The organism is Marinomonas pontica (assembly GCF_026191375.1).
GTDB lineage: Bacteria > Pseudomonadota > Gammaproteobacteria > Pseudomonadales > Marinomonadaceae > Marinomonas > Marinomonas pontica.
Window position 1 is genome coordinate 1 of sequence record NZ_JAODTL010000045.1, and the last position, 20,596, is coordinate 20,596.

General features: G+C 43.4%; 15 protein-coding genes and 4 tRNA genes. 7 read left to right on the top strand and 12 right to left on the bottom strand.

The genetic code is table 11. The features are described from left to right. Positions 1 to 5,317 (top strand): Ig-like domain-containing protein (locus tag N5P32_RS11940; protein WP_322783867.1); only part of this gene is annotated, 5,317 nt, incomplete at its 5' end. 112 nt (positions 5,318 to 5,429) lie between these two features. Here N5P32_RS11940 and msrA read toward each other — a convergent pair. Next, positions 5,430 to 6,089: a peptide-methionine (S)-S-oxide reductase MsrA gene (msrA, locus tag N5P32_RS11950; protein WP_265729284.1), complete on the bottom strand. Its 660-nt coding sequence runs from the start codon at positions 6,087 to 6,089 to the stop codon at positions 5,430 to 5,432. A gap of 274 nt (positions 6,090 to 6,363) precedes the next feature. On the opposite strand from msrA, the gene N5P32_RS11955 reads away from it, so the two are divergent. From N5P32_RS11955 to N5P32_RS11970, 4 genes are all read left to right on the top strand, one after another. Then, positions 6,364 to 6,440, top strand: a tRNA-Met gene (locus N5P32_RS11955). A 46-nt stretch (positions 6,441 to 6,486) separates the two neighbouring features. Then, positions 6,487 to 6,563, top strand: a tRNA-Met gene (locus tag N5P32_RS11960). Positions 6,564 to 6,638: 75 nt separating this feature from the next. Further along, positions 6,639 to 6,715 (top strand) — tRNA-Met (locus tag N5P32_RS11965). Positions 6,716 to 6,795: 80 nt separating this feature from the next. Continuing rightward, a tRNA-Met gene (locus tag N5P32_RS11970) sits at positions 6,796 to 6,872 on the top strand. A gap of 159 nt (positions 6,873 to 7,031) precedes the next feature. On the opposite strand, the gene N5P32_RS11975 is transcribed toward N5P32_RS11970, so the two are convergent. Further along, on the bottom strand, positions 7,032 to 8,168 hold the full coding sequence (locus N5P32_RS11975; protein ID WP_265729285.1) for an ROK family transcriptional regulator: 1,137 nt from the start codon (positions 8,166 to 8,168) through the stop codon (positions 7,032 to 7,034). A 164-nt stretch (positions 8,169 to 8,332) separates the two neighbouring features. On the opposite strand from N5P32_RS11975, the gene N5P32_RS11980 reads away from it, so the two are divergent. Then, positions 8,333 to 9,553 carry a YbiU family protein gene (locus N5P32_RS11980; protein ID WP_265729358.1) on the top strand — a complete coding sequence of 407 codons (1,221 nt, stop codon included), beginning with the start codon at positions 8,333 to 8,335 and terminating at the stop codon, positions 9,551 to 9,553. Positions 9,554 to 9,672: 119 nt separating this feature from the next. Here the strand turns inward: N5P32_RS11980 and N5P32_RS11985 are convergent, their stop codons facing one another. From N5P32_RS11985 to N5P32_RS12010, 6 genes are all read right to left on the bottom strand, one after another. Continuing rightward, positions 9,673 to 10,032 carry an AzlD domain-containing protein gene (locus N5P32_RS11985; protein WP_265729286.1) on the bottom strand — a complete coding sequence of 120 codons (360 nt, stop codon included), beginning with the start codon at positions 10,030 to 10,032 and terminating at the stop codon, positions 9,673 to 9,675. Position 10,033: 1 nt separating this feature from the next. Next, positions 10,034 to 10,756: an AzlC family ABC transporter permease gene (locus N5P32_RS11990; protein WP_265729287.1), complete on the bottom strand. Its 723-nt coding sequence runs from the start codon at positions 10,754 to 10,756 to the stop codon at positions 10,034 to 10,036. Positions 10,757 to 10,758: 2 nt separating this feature from the next. Further along, positions 10,759 to 11,283 (bottom strand): helix-turn-helix domain-containing protein, encoded by a 525-nt coding sequence (locus N5P32_RS11995; RefSeq protein ID WP_265729288.1) that lies wholly within the window; start codon positions 11,281 to 11,283, stop codon positions 10,759 to 10,761. A gap of 112 nt (positions 11,284 to 11,395) precedes the next feature. Beyond that, positions 11,396 to 11,932, bottom strand: coding sequence for an EAL domain-containing protein (locus N5P32_RS12000; protein ID WP_322783868.1), 537 nt, complete (start codon positions 11,930 to 11,932; stop codon positions 11,396 to 11,398). Further along, positions 11,926 to 12,825 (bottom strand): EAL domain-containing protein, encoded by a 900-nt coding sequence (locus tag N5P32_RS12005; RefSeq protein WP_265729289.1) that lies wholly within the window; start codon positions 12,823 to 12,825, stop codon positions 11,926 to 11,928. The genes N5P32_RS12000 and N5P32_RS12005 overlap by 7 nt, the downstream gene beginning before the upstream one ends. Positions 12,826 to 13,029: 204 nt before the next feature. After that, a complete protein-coding gene (locus N5P32_RS12010) occupies positions 13,030 to 14,298 on the bottom strand; it encodes a hypothetical protein (protein WP_265729290.1) in 1,269 nt (422 codons plus the stop codon). 324 nt (positions 14,299 to 14,622) lie between these two features. On the opposite strand from N5P32_RS12010, the gene N5P32_RS12015 reads away from it, so the two are divergent. Further along, complete coding sequence (locus N5P32_RS12015; protein WP_265729291.1) at positions 14,623 to 16,830, top strand: sensor domain-containing diguanylate cyclase; 2,208 nt, start codon at positions 14,623 to 14,625, stop codon at positions 16,828 to 16,830. Between the two features lie 28 nt (positions 16,831 to 16,858). Here N5P32_RS12015 and N5P32_RS12020 read toward each other — a convergent pair whose 3' ends face one another. From N5P32_RS12020 to N5P32_RS12035, 4 genes are all read right to left on the bottom strand, one after another. Continuing rightward, the gene (locus N5P32_RS12020) at positions 16,859 to 17,311 is read right to left on the bottom strand and encodes a bactofilin family protein (protein WP_265729292.1); all 453 of its coding nucleotides are present in this window, start codon (positions 17,309 to 17,311) and stop codon (positions 16,859 to 16,861) included. Next, positions 17,233 to 18,165, bottom strand: a complete 933-nt coding sequence (locus tag N5P32_RS12025) for a M23 family metallopeptidase (RefSeq protein WP_265729293.1) — start codon at positions 18,163 to 18,165, stop codon at positions 17,233 to 17,235. Before N5P32_RS12025 ends, N5P32_RS12020 begins: the two co-directional genes overlap by 79 nt. Positions 18,166 to 18,384: 219 nt before the next feature. Then, complete coding sequence (locus tag N5P32_RS12030; RefSeq protein ID WP_265729294.1) at positions 18,385 to 19,581, bottom strand: DEAD/DEAH box helicase; 1,197 nt, start codon at positions 19,579 to 19,581, stop codon at positions 18,385 to 18,387. Positions 19,582 to 19,714: 133 nt separating this feature from the next. Then, positions 19,715 to 20,401 (bottom strand): EAL domain-containing protein, encoded by a 687-nt coding sequence (locus tag N5P32_RS12035; protein WP_265729295.1) that lies wholly within the window; start codon positions 20,399 to 20,401, stop codon positions 19,715 to 19,717. Positions 20,402 to 20,596: the final 195 nt, after the last annotated feature.

Sequence of the window (20,596 nt, forward strand, 5' to 3'; positions counted from 1 at the left end):
GGTTATCTCAGGCGATGATGAGGTTTATTTAGGTGAGGATGATTCCGATCGTGATCCTGTCACTGGTATTTTCTCTGAGTCTGGTAAATTAACAATAAGTGATGTTGATGATGGAGATGACTGGCAGTTTATTCCTTCTTCCATAGAGGCGAGTGAAGGTGCTTATGGTTCATTAACGATTGATGAATTAGGTAATTGGTCATATTCAGTTGATACAGATGCTCTTCAAGTTCTTGGTGATGAAGAGGTTGTGTATGAAACCTTTACTGTATCTGCAACTGATGGTTCTACTAAAGATATTACTGTCAGAATTGATGGCCATGATGATGCGGCAGTTATTACGGTAACTGGTTCTACTGATATTGCTGATTACAGTGATGCCAACGCAATTGAGGTTTTAGAAGACGATTCTAAGGTTTATACATTTGATCTATCTATTACTGATGTGGATCGTGATGATAATCCTGCGTTTGTAGAAGAGACAATTGTTGGTAAGTACGGTACGGCAACAGTAGTAGATGGTCAGCTTGTTTATGATTTGAATGAATCAAGCACTGTCGTTCAATCGTTAGGTCAATTTGATATTGGTGAAGAGACACTGATTTTACATACTCTTTCTGGTGAAGAATATGAGGTTAAAGTAGCTGTTTGGGGTGAGAATGATGAACCCGAAATTATTTCTGTTTCTCAGAATGGCTCAATTACTGAAGATTCTGTGTCTATTGGTCAAGTGGTTGGTACAGTTTTAGCTACGGATATTGATGCAAACGATGTGCTTTCTTATTCGATAACATCCGGTAATGAGAGTGATTATTTTGCAATCAATCAGTCCGGTGAAATTACCCTTACAGAGGCGGGTGTTAATGCTATTAATGATGATGCTCTAGACATTAGCTCTATTGATCTCACTGTATCTGTTAGCGATGGTTCAAGCGCTACTAATCAGTCGATTACATTAGATATTACGCGTGTTGATGATACTGCTCCTGATGCGCCTGTGATTACATCTGTTACAGATGACTCAACATCTTCTGATTACTCTAAGGTTACTCTGCATGGTACGGGTGAGGTTGGTGCTGTTATTACATTGTGGGTTATTGCTAACTCAACAACGGCTGGTAACGATACTCAAACTGGTGAATACACAGAGTTAACCAGTGTTACCACGACGGTATCTGGTGATGGAACTTGGTCGTTGGATGTTTCAAGTCTTTCTGATACACCAGTAAACGATAATGAGTTCTTCAAAGTTACTCAAACGGACACTGCAGGTAATGTCAGCGGAGACTCTAATGTTGTTCATTACTGGCATGGTGATTGGACAAGTGTGAGTACAGAAACCGGTGATGATTTTGTGTTGCTAGGTAGTGGCAACGATACCGTCACAGTTGATGTCAATGACGACTCTGACTCTCTCACGGTTGATGGTGGTGCAGGTAATGATAAAGCTGTGTTCTCTTCTGCGCTTTCAGAAATGCAATCTATAACATTAGATGATGCTGGTAATGTCGTTATTGTTGATGATCATGGTGACACTAATACCTTTATCGACTTCGAGTCGTTCTCGTTTGATGGTGATACTTATACTAAAGATGAGTTATTTGCTCCACATGCTCATGATGATGAGGCAACAACTGATGAGGACAGTGCCGCGATTACTATTGATGTACTTTCTAACGATGTGGATTTTGATAGTCCGACTTTAACCATAACGGGTGCAGACGTGTCAGCGTCACAGGGTACGGTCACGATTGTTGACGGTAAGCTAGAGTTTACACCTGCAGCAAATTTCAATGGTGAGGCCACGATTACCTATTCGGTTAGTGATGGTACAACGACTGACACAGCAACGGTCAGCGTGACCGTGAATGCAGTGGATGATGCGGTTGACGCGGTAAACGATTCTGTGACGCTTGCCGAAGACGGCAGCATTACGCTGAATCTAATCGATAATGATAGTGCGCCAGATGGAGGATTGGAAGTTACGGCGATCAACGGCGTTGAATTAACCGGCGAAGCGCAAACGATCAGTGTTAACAATGGCAGTGTCGTGATCGCGGCAACGGGTGAAATGACGTTCGAGCCAGCAGCTGACTTCAGTGGTGATATCAATTTTGACTACGATGTAAAAGACACCGATGGTTCCACAGATACTGCGACGGTTAGTGTTACTGTGAATGCCGTGGCGGATGCTCCAATTATTACTGAGTCTAGTAATAGTAGCTCTCCAGGTATTGCCTACTCTTTCTGGAGTGGTGTTTATGCGGGGGATGCAAATGGTGACGGTGTGGCAGACTTTGATGGCAATGGTGCAAGTGTTGAGCAGCTGACTGCATTGCTAGAATCAACGCAGAATACTAAATCATCTGATTACAGTGGCGTTATTGGGGAAGTCTCTTCAATTAACGGTATTCAACAGGGAACGCTTGCTGTTGCGACAACGTATGTCTATTTAGAAGCCGGTTCATCATATAGCTTCTCAGGAAATGCTGATGATAGTTTTTATGTGAAAGTCGGTGGTGATTTGGTTGCGGAGGCTCAGTGGGATAATGGAAATACAGCCATTGAATCCAGTGTATTAACGGTCTCTGAGTCAGGTTATTACCCTGTTGAAATTGCTTACCATAATCAAAATGGTGATGGTTTTATTAATCTCGCTGTGAGTATTAATGGCGGTGATTCCCAAGTATTTGGCACAGACTCTTTTTCTATGTACCCAACGTCCACTATTCCAAATGTTGGCGAAGCGGTTTATGAAGAAGATGGGGTCACCGTTGACCATTACTTAATGTTGAATTCTGGTTATGAAGACTCCTCAGTTCAATTAGAGGCCTTCACCATCAGTTTGGCAGATCAAGATGGATCGGAAACATTAAATACCGTTCTTTCTGGCGCGCCTGAAGGAACGATTATTACCATTGACGGTAAAGAATACGTATTTGACGAAAATGAAACGGTTGATGTTGGTAATGAGACAGACTTCACCAATGTTACTTTGCAGGCGCCAGAAAATTACAATGGAACCTTCACTGTTAGTTTGACTGCCACAGCTACTGAGACGAGTAATGCGGATACGGCAGAGATTTCGAAAGATATCCTTGTGACTGTGTACGCTGTGAATGACGCCCCTGTCATATCAATCACTTCTGGTGATTCTGAGTTTGTAACCGTGTCAGAAGAAGGGCTTGAAAACGGTAACAGTGATTCTGAACAGCCAGTTGAGGCATCTGGTACTGTTTCGATTTCGGATATTGATTCAGCTACGTTTAGTATGTCGCTGGTTGCTCCTACAGCTGTTTACACATCTAATGGCGTTGAAATAACTTGGGCAATCAATGGTGATGGTGATTTGGTCGGTAGTGCTGGCGACGACACTATTGTCACCATCAGTATTACGGATGTGGTTGATGGTAAGGCAACGTATACAGCGACATTGACTGGCTCGGTAGATCATGCTGATCCTACAAGTGAAGATTCGCTTTCTATTGATTTTGGTATTGTTGCTACGGATGGTTCAGGGGCGGTGTCTACTCAGCAGAATGTTTCTGTTGTTGTAGAGGATGATGCGCCTGAAAGTTCGGCGGATTTGTATTATTCAACCATTTTAGGGGAAGGGAATGATGCAACGGTCAATGGAACTTTTAATCTTGCAACCAATGAAGGTTATAAGAACTCTATTTGCCTTTCTGATTCAAGCACTGGTGGCACTATAACTATTACTGCTAAAGGTGTTGCAGGCAGTGATCAGGCTTGGGTTTACAGTGATGACAACGGTATTGGTGTGGCTTCTTATGATGTCAATCATTCTAAAGATCATGGAACCACTTACCATCAAGAAGCCCGATATGATGGTGAAATTGATTATGTCTACAATGATGGTCAATGGTCATCTGAGCAAATCATCGTTTCATTAGGTGAGGGCGAGGTTGCTTATTCCGCTAGTGTTGAATTCACAGATATGTATGGCGGTGAACTCGAATCGGGCGTTGCGTATTTCTACCGCGATGGTGAGCTAATTGCGACTCAGACTTTTAGCTCTGACCAAAATAGTGGAGATTATGCGACTAATTTTTCTGTTTCAGAGGGTGGGTTTGATAAGATCGTATTCGAAGCAACCGCCAATGGAAACAGTGCTGGTAGTGATAATAGTGACTTTTCAATTAAGTCTATTACCCTGGGTGGTAGCTCAAGCAGTGAGCCTATCTCTACTGCATCAGGTAAGATTGTTGGAGATTTTGGTGCAGATGGATTGGGATCTATTAGTCTTACATCTGGTGAAGCTGGCACATCAAACGGTAGGGCTGTTACAGTTAATGTATCTACAGATGGTAATACTATTACAGCGATAGATTCTAATGGCACTGTCGTGTATGAAGTTCACCTTACTCCAGCAACAGGCCTTTGGGAATTTTATCAATACGAGGAGTTTGACGCTGGCAATGGAGTCATTGATTTTACCTACACTGTCACCGATGCTGACGGTGACTCGGCAGTAAGTACATTGCATTTGAATATGAGTACTTTCTTCGAAAACGTAGCGTCCAATTTAGACTCTAATCTTGCATGGTTTGAATCTAATACAGGCATTGAAGATGCAACGCCAGACTCGCTTCAGGCAAACAATACAACGACATGGAATGATGGTGATGATGGATCAGATATAACAGGGACGAGTAATAGTGACACCATAGATGGTAATGCTGGTGATGATCATATTAAAGGTATGAATTCACAAGATACGCTAATTGGTGGCAGTGGATCTGATTGGCTTGAAGGTGGGGATGGCGACGATAAACTATATGGGGGTGAGCAAACCACTTCTAATAGTTCTGGTAGTTCTTCTGATCGATTAGACGGTGGTGCAGGCCAAGACAAACTATATGGCGGTGGCGGCGACGACTTCTTACTTGGTGGCGACGGTACAGATACATTATTTGGTGGTGATGGTAACGACGTGCTTATTGGAGGACAGGGTCAAGACACGTTGACGGGTGGTGCCGGTCAAGATTTGTTTATTTTGACTGATGATGGTGTGGATACCATTACGGACTTCAATTCCTCTGAAGATGCATTGGATATAAGCGATTTGCTGACACTGCCTAGTGATGTGAATAGTGCAGACCAAGACGCTGTAACGGCTTATTTGAATCAACATGTTGAAATCAAGGATGGTAAGATGAAAGTTGATGGCGATGATGTTGTTAGTTTTGGAACAAGCTCGGATCTTGACTCCAATGACAGTGGTAGCGTCACCACTGCAGACTCCATCAAGGTCATCTACAACGACCAAGAGTACAACATCAATATCGATGGTTAATCTGGGTCTAAATAGACGTTACTAAAAAAGGCCGAATCGTTTTGCGATTCGGCCTTTTTTTCGTTTTTGTAACTTGTTCTGTTTAGAAAGTGATTTTCCTATTACTTAAACATTACACGCCTAAGCCGATAGGGCAGCTCACCCCCGTTCCTGCTAGTCCGCAGTAACCGTTCGGGTTCTTGTGAAGATACTGTTGGTGATACTCTTCAGCAAAGTAGTAGGTATCGAGTGGCTCAATTTCGGTGGTGATCATACCGTGGCCTGCACCGAGTAGTTCTTTTTGAAAGGCGGCTTTGCTGGCTTCCACGATTTCTATATCTTTATCATTGGTTGTGTAAATGACTGATCGATATTGGCTACCTATGTCGTTGCCTTGTCGCATGCCTTGTGTCGGATCGTGATTTTCCCAGAATACCTTGAGCACGCCTTCTAGAGAGATAATAGAAGTATCAAACACAACTTGCACGACTTCGCTGTGTCCTGTTTGGCCTGAACACACTTCTTCGTAGGTTGGATTGGGTGTAAAGCCGCCAGCATAGCCAACCGAGGTGACGATAACGCCAGGAGTGTTCCATAGCTTGCGTTCGGCACCCCAGAAACATCCCATGCCTAAAATGACGTCGGATTCATTAGGGTTTTCTGCTCGTACAAAAGGTTCGCTGTTAACGGCGTGTACCCCTGAGATTGTTAAAGGTGTGCTTCTGCCAGGTAGGGCGTCGGCTTCAGCGGGAATCGCTGATTTTTTAAGAATAGCTTCAATGTTGCTGGGCATGAATGCCTCCTAACGTATTAGTCTTATCTGTATCTTGATCTTCAGTTACGATTGTCGTCACAAAAAGGATTGATTAACGCACTCTGCATAGTGTTTGCTAGACGAGCTTAGTTAAACTACATAATGAGGGGGAAAGATTTATTTTCAACTATTATCGTGTTGTTCTCTTGCAGGGCTTGACTCTTATATTAATGTGCCTATAATACGCACCTCGTTAGCAAGGGTTGCAGGTTTCAATTAACTGCAAAGCGTTTTTTTGGTAACGAAGATTAGTCGCGGGATGGAGCAGTCTGGTAGCTCGTCGGGCTCATAACCCGAAGGTCGTTGGTTCGAATCCGGCTCCCGCAACCAACTAATCAAACGAAATTGTTAGTGATTTTTGAAAGAATTAATTTGTCGCGGGATGGAGCAGTCTGGTAGCTCGTCGGGCTCATAACCCGAAGGTCGTTGGTTCGAATCCGGCTCCCGCAACCATTCAATTTAATTTAGTCACAACATTTGAAAGTTAAAGAAGATAAAGTCTAAGCTAAATACTATAGTTTAGTATGTCGCGGGATGGAGCAGTCTGGTAGCTCGTCGGGCTCATAACCCGAAGGTCGTTGGTTCGAATCCGGCTCCCGCAACCAATTAGAGCCACTCTATTTTGGTTACGTATTTTATCTTTCATTTCTTTAAATAAGTTATTTATATCAATAGCTTATCATGTCGCGGGATGGAGCAGTCTGGTAGCTCGTCGGGCTCATAACCCGAAGGTCGTTGGTTCGAATCCGGCTCCCGCAACCAATTAGAACCACTCTATTTTGGTTACATATTTCATTTTTCATTTCTTTAAATAAGTTATTTATATCAATAGCTTATCATGTCGCGGTATGGAGCAGTCTGGTAGTTCGTCGGGCTCATAATCCGAAGTTCAAGGAAAGCGGCTCCCGCAACCAACTAAAATCAGTCTAGTTTGGCCACAGTGTTGTGTTCATAGAGTCGATAAAAACCCAGTTGGGCGATGTTATTGTCTTCATCAATTAATCCAAGTGAAAGCAAAGCCAGTTGATGTGCGCCTATTGCTGCTCCCGCTAACGACGCGTTATCCGGAGCCTGACTTAATTGAATGCTTATGTTTGGTAGAGCAATGTTAAGTTGCGCGGCAATGGCAAAATAATTTGCCGGATCAACGGCAATTGGTCCTCCTAGTATCAACGTTTCGGGATGTGTTATTTGGCACGTTAAACGAATCGCTTCAGTTATTTCTTCAATCAGCTGTCTGTCTATATTTCCCGGTTTTAATAGGGTGTTATTGATTGTCGTCCTCTGATAGCAACTTTCTAATAAATGCTTGCCGTTTTTTAGCGTTACATAGCCAATTTCCCCTGCCATGCCGTTGTGTCCTCGAATTAGTTTGCGTTCAAAAAACAGTCCGCAGCCAATGCCTCGTCCAAGAAATACGTAGATGAAATTGTCCAATTGGGTTATCTCCCGTTCAAACAGGGTTGCCCAATTTACATCGTTGTCGATTACAACGGAGCAATGAAATGCATCTTCAAGTTGTTGGATAAAATGGATGTCTTGGGCAACTGGAAATGGAGAGTTGGGCATTCTCACGACACTGCCATCTTTTGGGTGAATAGGGTCGGCAACAGATAGGCCAATAGATAATAAAGGCGGTGTTGTATTTATCATTATTCCTTTAATGGCGGTCAGTAAATCCTTTGTATATTCGGCTGAAGTTCGTCCTTCAGAGTAGGTTAAGTGACGAGACTGACATTCATTTCCTTGTAAGTCGGACAGTGTCAATTGTATGGAAACATCGTCGAGCACAATGGCGAGTGATGCACCACGTTGTTTATTTATTTCGTACAGCACTGAGGGTCTTTTTGATGACTTGGTGTCCTTTTTGTGGCATTCGACAATCACTTGGCGTGCCAGAAGCCGTTGAGCTGACTCTGAAATGGTGGGCTTAGATATTCCTGTTTGACTAGCAATTGCCGCTCTGGACAGTACGCCTTGATGGCGAAGACAGTCAATAAAGGCGCGGTCGGTATTCATCGCTAAACTGCTAGGTTTATGCGCAATTGTTTTTGGCAATGAGGTTGTCCTTGATGTTGATAGAAAGATTTTACTTTACTTGAAGGTTGCTCAAGGTTAATCTGATTTAACAAGTTAGGAAACTTTACTTATTTATTTTGAGGTGTGCCTTGACAACAATTAAAAAGCTCCCATATTCCTCGCATAGCGTATTACCAAGTGATGTGCAGCGGTCCATACGAGAAATGAAAGTCAAATGGCGAGAGTCAATCGGAGACGTGCCTGCGTTGATGGCGACAATTATGGCGGACTTAGAAAATGAGATTGAAGACATCGAACGCAGTCAGGCTCAAGGAAAGAGTGTTTGGCCAGAAATAACCTACGAACAAATTCATAGGCAAACGGTGCCAGAGTCAATAACAGCGTTGATCAAAAAACGGGGATGCGCAGTTATTCGGGGGCATTTTTCACCTGAACAAGCTCAGCAGTGGGACGAGGCTTTGGTGGAGTACGTAGATAGAAATGATTTCGACAACCAATATCGTGGCCCAGGCGATGATTTTTTTGGAACATTGAGTGCGTCGAGACCAGAGATTTTTCCTATTTATTGGTCATCTTCGCAAATGGAGGCTCGACAAAGTCCTCGCATGCATGAAGTGCAACACTTTTTGAATGGCTTTTGGAAAGTGGAATCCGAAGGGCGGCGATGGTTCGATCCAACGGTGAGCTATATTTATCCTGATCGTGTACGTCGCCGTCCACCAGGGACAACGTCAAATGGTCTTGGGCCTCATACCGACTCTGGAGCGTTGGAACGTTGGTTATTGCCAGCTTATCAGCAGGTATTTCGTCACATTTTGGCTGGTCAATACGAATTGTATGACCCTTGGGATGCAGCGTATCGCCCTGATGTTAACGAGTACGAAGGAGGGACAACAAAGTGTTCTGCGTTTCGCACTTTTCAAGGTTGGACAGCATTGTGTGACATAAAGCACGATCAAGGGGTTTTGTTTACTATTCCACTGCCTGCCGCGATGGCGTATTTACTGGTACGGCCTTTACTGGAAGACGTGGCAGAAGATGAGTTATGTGGTGTCTCACCACGTCGAGTTCTTCCTGTTGATGAAAAATGGCACAGTTTACTGTTGCGGGCTAAAGCGCTAATTCCGGATCTGACAGCGGGAGATTCGGTGTGGTGGCATTGTGACTTGATTCATGGTGTTGCCCCGGTTAAGAATCAGCAAGGTTGGGGAAATGTTATGTACATACCTGCAGCACCAGGTTGCGAAAAGAATCGTCGCTACGCTCAGCAGTGTGCGGAAAATTTTAAAAAAGGGCGTTCACCGGATGATTTTCCAGAAGAGCATTACGAAGCGAATTGGCAAGGTCGTTTTCAATGGGAGGAGTTGAGTGAATTCGGCAAAGAGGGTTTTGGTGAAGTTTGATCCATAGCTAAGTAAGTGGTTCAATGAGGCGAGGGCGTTTTACTGACGCCCTATCTTTGCCAACCTTTTTCTAAAACAACAGTGATAAAAGATTAAGGCCATCGTATTAATGATGTACTTCATATTTGTCTTGTTGTTTTTCTTAAAAACCAGAGTGTTATCACGCCAAATACCATGACGCCAATGAGTATTGGCCAGCCCATAGATCGAGTTCTTGTCCACACGAGAAAAGTGGTCAATGTCCCGACGGCGGTGGCAACCCAAGATAATGTGTCAGGATGCGCTGGCACCAGTGATGTACCAAACATGGCAGCAATCATTGTCGGCCCTAAAACGGTTAGCCAAGTTGGCATGTTACTGATTGCTCCGTTGTTTTGGCTTTTCGCGAGTTTTTGTTTCATCCAAAGGTACGGCAGTACCCGAATGAAATACGTACCCAAAGTAATACAGACTAAAGCGATCCATAGAGAAGTATTCATATTAGTAACCTGTCGCAATGCGTTGATTTTTTAGAGCATAGAACACAACAGCGCCGCAAATGGCCGCAGCGGGAATGGCAATGTTTGGGAAGCCTAGTACTTTCAAAGTGAGGGCGCCTATGGCCGATGCCGCTATAGTCAAAGCCCAAAGTGGGTTATTGCATCGTGGAATAATAAGCACCAAAAAAAGCGCAGGTAAGGCAAATGGTAAAATGTCATTTATCATTGGCCAACGTTGCGTTAATTCGCCGCCTGCGATCGCACCCAGTGCGGTACCGCCGATCCAGCTAAACCAAGCCAATACCGCCGCTCCTGTATACCAGCCAATTCGTGCTTCGCTGGGTAATTGTGGTAAGCGTGCGTGCGCCAGCGCAAAAATTTGGTCGGTCAATCCATGCATAAGTAGGACCCATCTGCTGTCTTTATCAAGATAAGGGGCGATATTCGGGCCATACACCACGTGTCGAGCGTTGATGAGCAGTGTCATGACCACAACTAGCCATAAAGGCGCGCCAGAAGCGACCATGGCGACAAATAAAAATTGTGATGCTCCTGCATAGATAAAGGTAGAGATCAGTATGGTTTCTAGCACACTAAAGCCAGACTGCATGGAAATGAGTCCGAACGATATCGCGACGGGAATATAGCCTCCCAATAGAGGGATGGCGTCTTTGATTCCTTGTACCCAAGGTGAGCGGAATAAGGGTTGAATAGTCGTGCTCATATTTATGATTCCTGCTTTGGGTAGGTAATGACCATCAGGAGCGTGGCCCATAGGTCGCCCGTTTGATAACAATGAGGTTTGTCTGCTGAAAAGGTAAGTGTTTCCCCAGCGGCAAGCTGCTGCAACCTATCACTTTCTCCTGCTTGAATCGCCCCACTGATGATCGTGATGGATTCCTTTGTGCCTGTTAAGTGCGGTTCGGACTGCTTTATTGTGTTGGGTGCGCAAGAGACCCAATACACGTCTACTCTCGGGTTATCGCTACCTTGGTCAATGAGTTTCACTTGCACGCCATTTTCACCCAATGGAGACTGGACACTGGCGACAAGATCTCCAAAGGGGACTTGTAACTGAACGGCAAGGCGCCAAATGGTTTCTAGCGTAGGATTGCCGTCACCTTGTTCTATTTTGGATAAGTTCGACTTTGCTATACCGGCGTCTTGGGCGAGTTTGGACAGCGATAGACCTTGTGCTAGGCGCAGATTTTGTAGATTGCGGCCTAGAGAATTGAGGATGGGCTTGTTCATTTTGGCTCTCAAACTGTTCTATATAATGAACGTTCTATATATAGAACAGTGAGTTGTCAATTGATTTCAAAAAAGTGTGTATCAGTGGGCGTTTTCATTGTCAAAAACCGTGTTATAAAAAAATCTTTCTAAAATATTCAGGTTTCATTGGTTTGCCAAATAAGTACCCCTGACCATAGTCTATGCCTAATTTTATTAATGCCGCTTGTTGTTCTCCGTACTCTATTCCTTCAGCGACAATGGCAACATCGATCATCTTAGAGATGCCAACGATGTGGGGAATGAGGCTGGATCTAATTGCACCATCTTCCATTTCTGAGACAAAGGTTTTGTCTATTTTGAGAATGTGACACGGAAATTCTTTGAGCTCTCTGAGGTTTGAATAACCGGTTCCGAAGTCGTCAATAGCAATCAAATAGCCATTTGATCTGAGTTTATTTAAAACTTCTACACTGGATAAGTTGGATAGTTTTTCATCTTCGGTGACTTCGATGACAAAGGTGAAATGCTCATTTTTCAGCCAATTTTTCTCTAGGATTTCTAATATAATTCCTGAGTCTATGTCTTGGGCGAAAAAGTTAAAACTGACTTTTAAGTTGTCTCCGCTTCTTTTTAAATGAGGAGCATCCAGTGAAAACTGGTTTATGATCTTTTTCGTGAAGTTCCAAGTCCTTCCTCTTTTATAATGATTGGAATAAAGTCTGCAGGGGACAGCTCGCCTTTATCGTCTCTAAATCGTGCTAGTACTTCACAGCCTACTACTTTTCTGCTCTCTAGTGCGACAATGGGCTGATATAGACAATAAAAGCAATTTTTTCGAATGCCACGGATGACTCTAGACTCGATAGAACGATACCTTTCAAAGAACACCAACAACAAGATAAAAGAAATGATGAAGATGAGAAATGAGCAAATAAACCAGATGAAAATCATGGTGCTGGATGTTTTGTAAAACAGCTTCTTGGTTGAAGAGATTGCAAAACAGTAGCTGATGCTGTCAGAACACTTTAATGCGTTGATGTCATTAGCATGTCGTCCTAACTCGACTTCCTTAAACAAATTAGGGGTGCCTTCAATGTGCCTCTTGGTGTCTTTCTCAAGAAAAATGAGTTCCCAACTAGCATCAATAGCCGTGAGATGTTTTAAAAATACTTCTGAAATAACCGCGGTAAATTTATCTTGTTCGATGGTTATAGCATTTTTTTCGAAGTCAAAAATGGAAAGTGGTGTATTAAGCCACACACTGATTTTTTTTGGTCCGATAAAGTCAGGCGATGTTTTTTTCGTTGTCCGTGTATTCTGGATTCCCACATTACAAATTGAGTTAGCGCTTTCTTTGAAGCTGATTCCTTTGATGTATTGAGAATCAAACAACGTCTTTTGCATTTCTTTTAGGGTTATTGGGCCGCAACCTACAACATTCAGAGAGTTCAGATACAATAAGGTGACTTGTGCTTCTTTTACTACATCTTGTATTTTGGTTAATGCTTGATCGACTTGTTGGTCTAGTTCCTTTCTGAATTGGTTTTGTAACGCGAACAAACCTAAACTAAAAAAACTGACATCATAAGGGTGCTAATGATTATCACTAACGCCCAATCTTTAATAGAAAGGTTATATTCTTTCATAGTCGCTCTTTAATAAGGATACAGAAAAGACCATTGTTACTATAGTGATAGACATTCAAATGAGCCAATTTCTTTTCAACTACCGATATAGATTTTAGGTAAAATGTTTATCAGCATATTATGCACCTAAACCTATCCAGTTAACGGCGCTGCAAAGTAGCCACATGAAAATCGCGTAGTGCAAGCTATTAGAAACAATGGTTTTTGTGGGAATGTCATAACGACTGGTCATTAATAGCCCTAAACCTGTTAACCCACTGCTGCCAGCCGAAATAGCCCATGCACTTAAAAACAAAAAGCCCAATTGAGTTGGGTCAGGGTTCAACGGTAACAACATTGGGCTAGCAATTGCGATGCTTACCACTGGATGTACGCCAATGATGCCGACTAAAATCATGCCAGCTAGAACAAATGAAAATAACAACGGACTAAAGGTAAAACTGTCTAAATTGAAAACCGCTGGATAACACAAAATAATCGCACTGATGCCACTAGAAAAAATGCCAGCGGCTAAAAATAAAGCAAATTGGCTGCCTATTTGAGGGAGTTTGTGGTTTACAAAATGGAGTAAACTCTGTTTTCGAGAGGCCGTTTTCATGAGCAAAATAGTGGCGCTGGGTGCCAGTAGGCAAATTAAAACCAGTATGCTGATGCTGGGCCAAATAAAATGAAAAAGTATTACGGAAGAAGCGAGAAATATGGGAATAACAAGACTCTCCCGTTGGATTGGGTAGCCATTAAACTCGCCTTTCGTCCGTCGGTAGGCCTCGATGCTAGAAAAAATGATAGCGACTAAACCCATAGCCAAACCAGGAATAAGGGTCTTCTGCCATTGCATACCAGGGGCGTAGATTAACGCCACACCGGTTGCGACGAAAAAGGGCGACCACCAGGCTGCTGCAGAAAAATTGCGCGTTAGGATGAATTGTTGTACCGGTGTTAATTTGATGGCCGCTTTCATGCGGTCTGCAAACACCAGTATGACCGATAAGTTTATGACGGCTCCCAATATTTGTACGCCTAGGGCTGTGTTGAGTATGGCGCTAAAACCTGTAGGTAATTGACGTTTTTTATCTACTGAGTTAGTGAGATCTAAAAAAGATACGGCGACAAACATCGCGAGCATGGGCAAATTCACCGCAAAAACTTGTTGCCAAGTCATCCATATGCCTTGTGAACCTGCAAAAAGTAATGAAGCGCTGCCAATAACCATTAGCCAAGAGACTTGACGTTTCGCGCTGGCAGCCAAGGTGTGCCACATTGCAAAATTAGCTCCCCAAGCAAGTAAAGTGGGAAGTAATACAGATATAAGCTGAGTGACGGATAATAAGTAAAACAATAATGTGCTAAGAACCAGCCAGCCTGTATATTGTTTTAATAACATCATTTTTCGTCTGTCCTTGTGTCTTGCTAGATTCGAGATCTGTTCGAAAGGGATATTCAGTGGTTTCTAGGGTGTTTATTGTTTTTAAATAGTGCGGTATCTAGAAGCGGCGAGCAAGTGAAAGGGACACAAATGGGGGATATTTCACGCTGCTGCAGAGCAGATAATAAACCTGTCATTAAACCGCTTTAAAGTGGGATTGTTGGGCGAATCATCTCTTGTGGTGTATTTGAATGGATTACTTTAAAAAACCATCAAAAAAAGCTAGAGTGTTTGATTAATTAAAATCGTATTGTTTCCTTTATTTTGTAAGAGTTGAGTCATATCTTGAAGAGATTGCGCCGTTCTATTTTTAGTTTAATCACTGCATTTTGCCTTGTTTTGGGTGTTTTATCCTCTTCATTGCTGTTTGCTCAAGATGTTGCTTTGGACTCTGGCTGGGAATACGCATGGGGCGATTCACCGTTTGATTCGAATGGTGTGCCATTATGGGCGCAAGAAAACAGTAACGTGGAATGGTTGCCAATTGACTATCCTGCTAACCCTCAAGGTCGTGGTGCGTTTGAGAATATTTGGTTTCGTGTGACCTTGCCTGATGTGCCGCTAAGAGACCCTGTTTTTTATGCGTCTAGCATCGATTTATTGGTCGAAGCGTACATGGATGGGAAGAAGATTTATCAGCATGGTGAATTTGATCATCATGGGGCTGGCGAATTTGCAGGCTGGCCTTGGCATATGATTATTTTGCCTGAGGATTTCGCTGGAAAAACACTCTATTTTCGGGTGTATTCAGATTATTTCAGTATCGGGTTCTGGGGTGAGCAAAAACTCAGTGAGCGAGTGGATGTCTTATCCCAAGTGGTTAAATCGTCGTACTCCGGGATTATTGTGGTTGGTGTCTCGATATTTATTGCGTTGATGGCGTGCGTATTCGCTATATTTCGAGCTCAGCGCCGTCAGTTTCTGAGTGTAGGATTTTTCTCCTTGGCCGCCGCAGGGCTGATGTTGGGTGACACACCTGTAACGAAACTTATTTGGAATAAGCCGCTAATTTGGGATTATATTGGTGCTTATGCGTATTTCCTATTGCCCATTCCGATGTTTATGTTGTTGGCAGAATGGCTATCCAAAGCGGATTTAGAAGTTCGACATTTTCAATGGCTATGGAAATTTCATCTGGCTTTCTTAGTGGTTGCTGGGCTGGGCAGCTTGTTAGGTGTGGTTACGGTGACTCAGTTATACCCTGTCTTTGATGGTATCTTTATTATCACGTTATTGATGTTGATCGCATCTGTTTTGTTTGTTTTTCATCGTGTTAGTGTGGAACAAAAAGTGCTGATCTTGGCCTACTTTGGTTTTTGTGCGGTCATGTTGCTAGACATGGCGGTCGCTCACGCTTGGGTTTCGTGGATTAGTGTTCCAGTCTCTAACGGCGCTATCTTTTTCTCGGTTGTGATTATCGGGTTATCATTTAATCATTATTTATCCTCTCAGCGCCGTTTGACGACATTAAATGCTTCTCTAGAATCAGAGGTCGTTATAAGGACTGAGCAGCTGGTCCAGCTTGCGGACAAGGAAAAGTCTCGAGCGGAAGGCTTGCTGTTTCAACAAACTAAGTTAGAGCTTGCCAGCGATATCATTTTGGCACTTGAAAGCTCTCGTACATTAGACGTGGGTATTGAAAAAATTGGAAATGCGATCGCTGAGCTTTGCCAACCGTTTTCTGGGGTGTTTAGTATTGCTAAGGACGATGGTTGGCAACAGGTACAATGCTGGGGGCGTGACATGGCCATGTTTGTTCCCAGTGAGACTGAAGTAACGAAAGTCCACTTTGATGATGAACACGGTGTCTTTCCCTTTAAAATAGCAAACCAGCAAGGTGTGGTGAGTTATGTTGCTTTACTGCAAGTCAGGGTGACGGATGAGCCAAATGGGTATTCAGTTGAACGCTTTATGAAACTGGTGCAGAGGGCAGTGGAAAAAATCAGTATCACTTTGGCTAACATCGCGTTACGTGAAGAGTTACAACGCTTTTCATACGAAGACATGCTCACCAATTTGAAGAACAGACGATTTTTTTCAGAAGTGATGGAGTATGAAATCGCTTCAGCAGAGCGCAATAAAGAGCCATTGTCCTTGCTTATTTGTGACATTGATCACTTCAAAAAATTTAATGATACATACGGACATCCGGCCGGAGATGAAGCGTTAAAAGCCCTTGCCGGTTTGCTGAGCCGTTTCTTTCGTCAGGCGGATATTGTCTGTCGCTTAGGTGGGGAAGAGTTCGTGGTCATCATGCCAAGAGCCAGAGGCGGTGACTGCTTGCGTCGTGCTGAAGAGCTAAAAATAGCCGTTGAGAATACCCAGATACTTTACGAAGGGCAAACGTTGGAAAGCGTGACTATTTCAATTGGTATTGCCAGCTGGCCAGAATTAACAGAAGACCCGCAGCAACTCTTTCAGCAAGCAGATCTTGCGCTATACGAAGCAAAAGAGAGTGGCCGGAACTGTATTCGTATGGCAAAACTGAATTAAAGAATGGGTCTGATTAAAACGCCTGTGCTTAGGAGTCGCTGTTTATCAGGACGACCTGATCTTCTTCCGTTTCCAAATCTTCAATGTCTAGGCTGCTGAGTTTGTCGTGGATGTCGGGCTCAGCGACATTGTCGGAAGGATGAGTGACGCCCATAAACTTACCTCCCGCTTCGATACTTAAATTGTCGCTGTAAAGGGTGCCACTGACACGACCGCAACTTAGTATTTCGATATAGGTTGCACGACCAATGCCTTCAAAACCGCCGTTGATGATTAGGCGCTCAGTGATTATTTCACCTAGGACATTACCCGATACGCTTATTTTTACTTGGCTTTTGACTTCGATCTGTCCATCGACATTGCCATCTATTTGTAGCTGATTGGCGACGTTTAGTTTTCCGGTTATTGTGCAACCTTCTGCGATGAGAGTTGTAGTTGCTGACTGACTCTTAACTCTATTTTGTCCACCAAAGATTCCCATCGTATGCCTCTTACGCTGTCGAAAATTGTTTCAAAATTGTCCACGTTCCAATTGATGAAGGGCTTTGGGTCTAATGCTCGCCCTATGAAGCGTATTTCATAATGCAGGTGTGGCCCTGAGGTTAGTCCACTGTTGCCAGAATAGCCGATTAAGTCGCCCATTTTGACAAAATCACCTTTATTTACCGCAAACTTACTGAGGTGTGAATAGGAACTCGAAAAACCATAACCGTGTAATAGTTTTAGAAAGTTCCCTGAGCCTTGGTTGCTTGGGCGGGTCACTTCTACCGTGCCGTCGGCAGGCGCATAAATTGGCGTTCCTGTGTTGACGGCAAAGTCCTGTCCACGATGAAATTTCATATTGCCGGTGACAGGGTGTTGTCGTTGACCGTAACCAGACGATGTTCGCGCGTTTTTTACTGGTGGCCCACTGGGTATTTGAGTCAGCATAGCGATGCGCAATGATGAGTTCATTGCTGCGGTGTCTAAACGTGACTCAATTTCCATGCTGTTCTGATCATCAATGCCTAACACTTTTTCTAAGTCATTCAATCGATCGGAAACAACAAGCATCCGTTCTTCGCGCTCGGATAGATCCTGCTCTAAGCTTTGCTTCAGTGCGGTGAGCGAGGCTATCTCTTTATTCAAAGAAGAGGATTTATTTTCCAGCTCAAGCAGCTTTAATTTTGAATGTTCTGCGTCGTTTACTAGGTAATAAATGATTCCAGCCGTGACCAAAACCCCAAGGAATATAACGTAGCTAACAAACTTGAATGTATGACGTGTGCGTTTTCCGAAACTAAAATGTTTTGTTCCATCTACTGAAGAAATAGAGACTGTTATATTGTCTTTCATCGTTTTGCTTGTTTACCAACATCATCATTCATATCGTTAGATATACAGCATAATATCTATCTTTGTAAACTTTTGTATATCAGGAAGCCCATTTTAAAATGGATAAAGTAATTTTACCTAAACAGCAGGCCATAAATGGGGCGGTATGTGTGAGCCCGCCGGCTTATTTCAGCCATTGGGCCTGGATGTAAGAAGCGAATTTTTCGATCGTTAAAAGGCTTAACGATCTTTTTTGCGCACATAGTTTAAGATGGAAATCGGAACGACTTTTCGAACGGGGAAGCCTGCTATCTCTTTGCGGTCGATGACCTGTTTTAATCGGCTTTCAATGGCACAAAGGTTTTTAAAATCCCCCATAGCAACAAAGGATATGGCTTCTCCAGAGGCGCCAGCGCGACCAGTTCGGCCAATGCGATGGATGTATTCTTCTGGTTTGAACGGCAAGTCGTAATTGACCACGCGGCTTAATTCACCGATGTCCAAACCGCGAGCAGCAACGCCGGTTGCGACGAGGTATTTTAGTTCGCCAGATTTAAATTGCGCCAAAATCTGTTCGCGCATGGCTTGGCTTCTATCACCGTGAATACAGTCCGCCACGATGCCGCGTTTGGCTAGCTGATCGACGAGTTTAGCAGCACCGTGTTTTTTCTCGATAAAGATAAGTGCCTGATCCCATTTTTGCTCGTTGATTAAATGGCTCAACAAAGCCGACTTGGTGTCTTTATCGACAGTAATTAACCATTGTTTGATATTGGCAGCAGCACGCATGTTAGGAGAAATAGAAATTTCAGCCGCTAGGTCGGTCATCTTGCTGTCTGAAAAGTCATAAGCAAGGGCGCGAACATCGTCTGTCATGGTGGCTGAAAACAATAAGTTTTGACGGTTTTCAGGTAAGCGATCCATGATCTTATTGATGTCGTCAACAAAGCCCATGTCGACCATTCTGTCCGCTTCGTCTAATACCATGACTTTCAGCTCATCAAAATGCAGCGCACGCTGATGCGCCAAGTCGAGCAACCTGCCCGGCGTCGCAACCAGAATATCAACACCTTCGATCAGTCGTTCTTTTTGCGCTTCAGTGTCGACACCGCCATACACGGCCATAGACGTTAATTTTGTATGCTTAGCGTATTGAGCAACACTGGATTCAACTTGAACCGCTAACTCTCGTGTCGGCACAAGAATCAATACTCGAATGCGTTTGCCACGAAGGTTTCCTGCTTTAGTGAATCGTTCTAGCAACGGCAGAACAAACGCAGCCGTTTTACCCGTGCCTGTTTGTGCGGTGGCGATGAGGTCTTTACCTGAAAGGATGACGGGAATCGCTTGTTTCTGGATTGGCGTAGGTGTTTTGTAACCCAGTTCCGTAATCGCTTGAACAAGAGAACTGGATAATCCTAGTTTTGCAAATGGCATAAAGTGCTCTGACAGATTGTCGTAAGGGGTGTCGAAAAGAGTGTGGAGTATAGCGTAAATTGAGCGGTTTATCGCAGTTGGAGAGTCTGGAAAGCCCAACGTGTCCTGCGTAAAAATACGCTACTATTTAGATTCAATCCCAATTTACTTCCGCCAGTGATTCAAAGCTTGGTCGAGCAAAATAGTAACCTTGGAAAAGATGAATCCCCATGTCTTGTAAAGCATGGTATTCGGCTTTTGTTTCGACACCTTCTGCCACAATAATCATGTTAAGTTCATTAAATAGATTGACTAGATTACGTACAATAATCTGGCGTTTTTTGTCTTGGTCGATATTTTTAATCAGCGCGATGTCTATTTTTGTGATGTCGGTTTTTAGCTCTGCTAACTGGCCTAGGCCATTAAACCCTGAACCAAAGTCGTCGGTAGCGGTTAAAAAGCCTTGTTGTTGATAGTGCTGGATGATCGATTCTAAATGTTTGCTGTCTGAAATTTGCTCATTTTCGGTGAACTCGAAAATGATTTTTTCTTTCGGGAATTGGTATTCTTCAGCGGCATTGAGTGTGGTTCGAATGCAAAGCTCTGGTTTGTATACCGCGTTTGGTAAAAAATTGATGCTAAGAAAACTGTGTTTATGAATGCCCAGTTCTGCCGCCAGCTTAATGGCTTTTACGCGACAACTCTGATCAAAACGATAGCGATTGGTATCATTGACGTTTTGAAAAACCTGAAAAGCACTTTCTTGGTTTAAACCTCGCACCAGCGCTTCTTGGGCGAACACTGTTTTGTTATGGCTGTTAATGATTGGCTGAAACGCCATGGTAAAATCGAAATCTAAATCGCATCCTGTTGAACATTCTGCGCAGCCCAGCTTTCGAAAGTCCTTTTGATGCATATGACACTCTCGTTAAATACTATTGAGTTAAAGCACGGTCGCACACACTACGAACAGGGCTTTACGACACTAATTTTGTCTATTATCAAACAATAGGGTGGGTAATGCGAATTTTCCAGC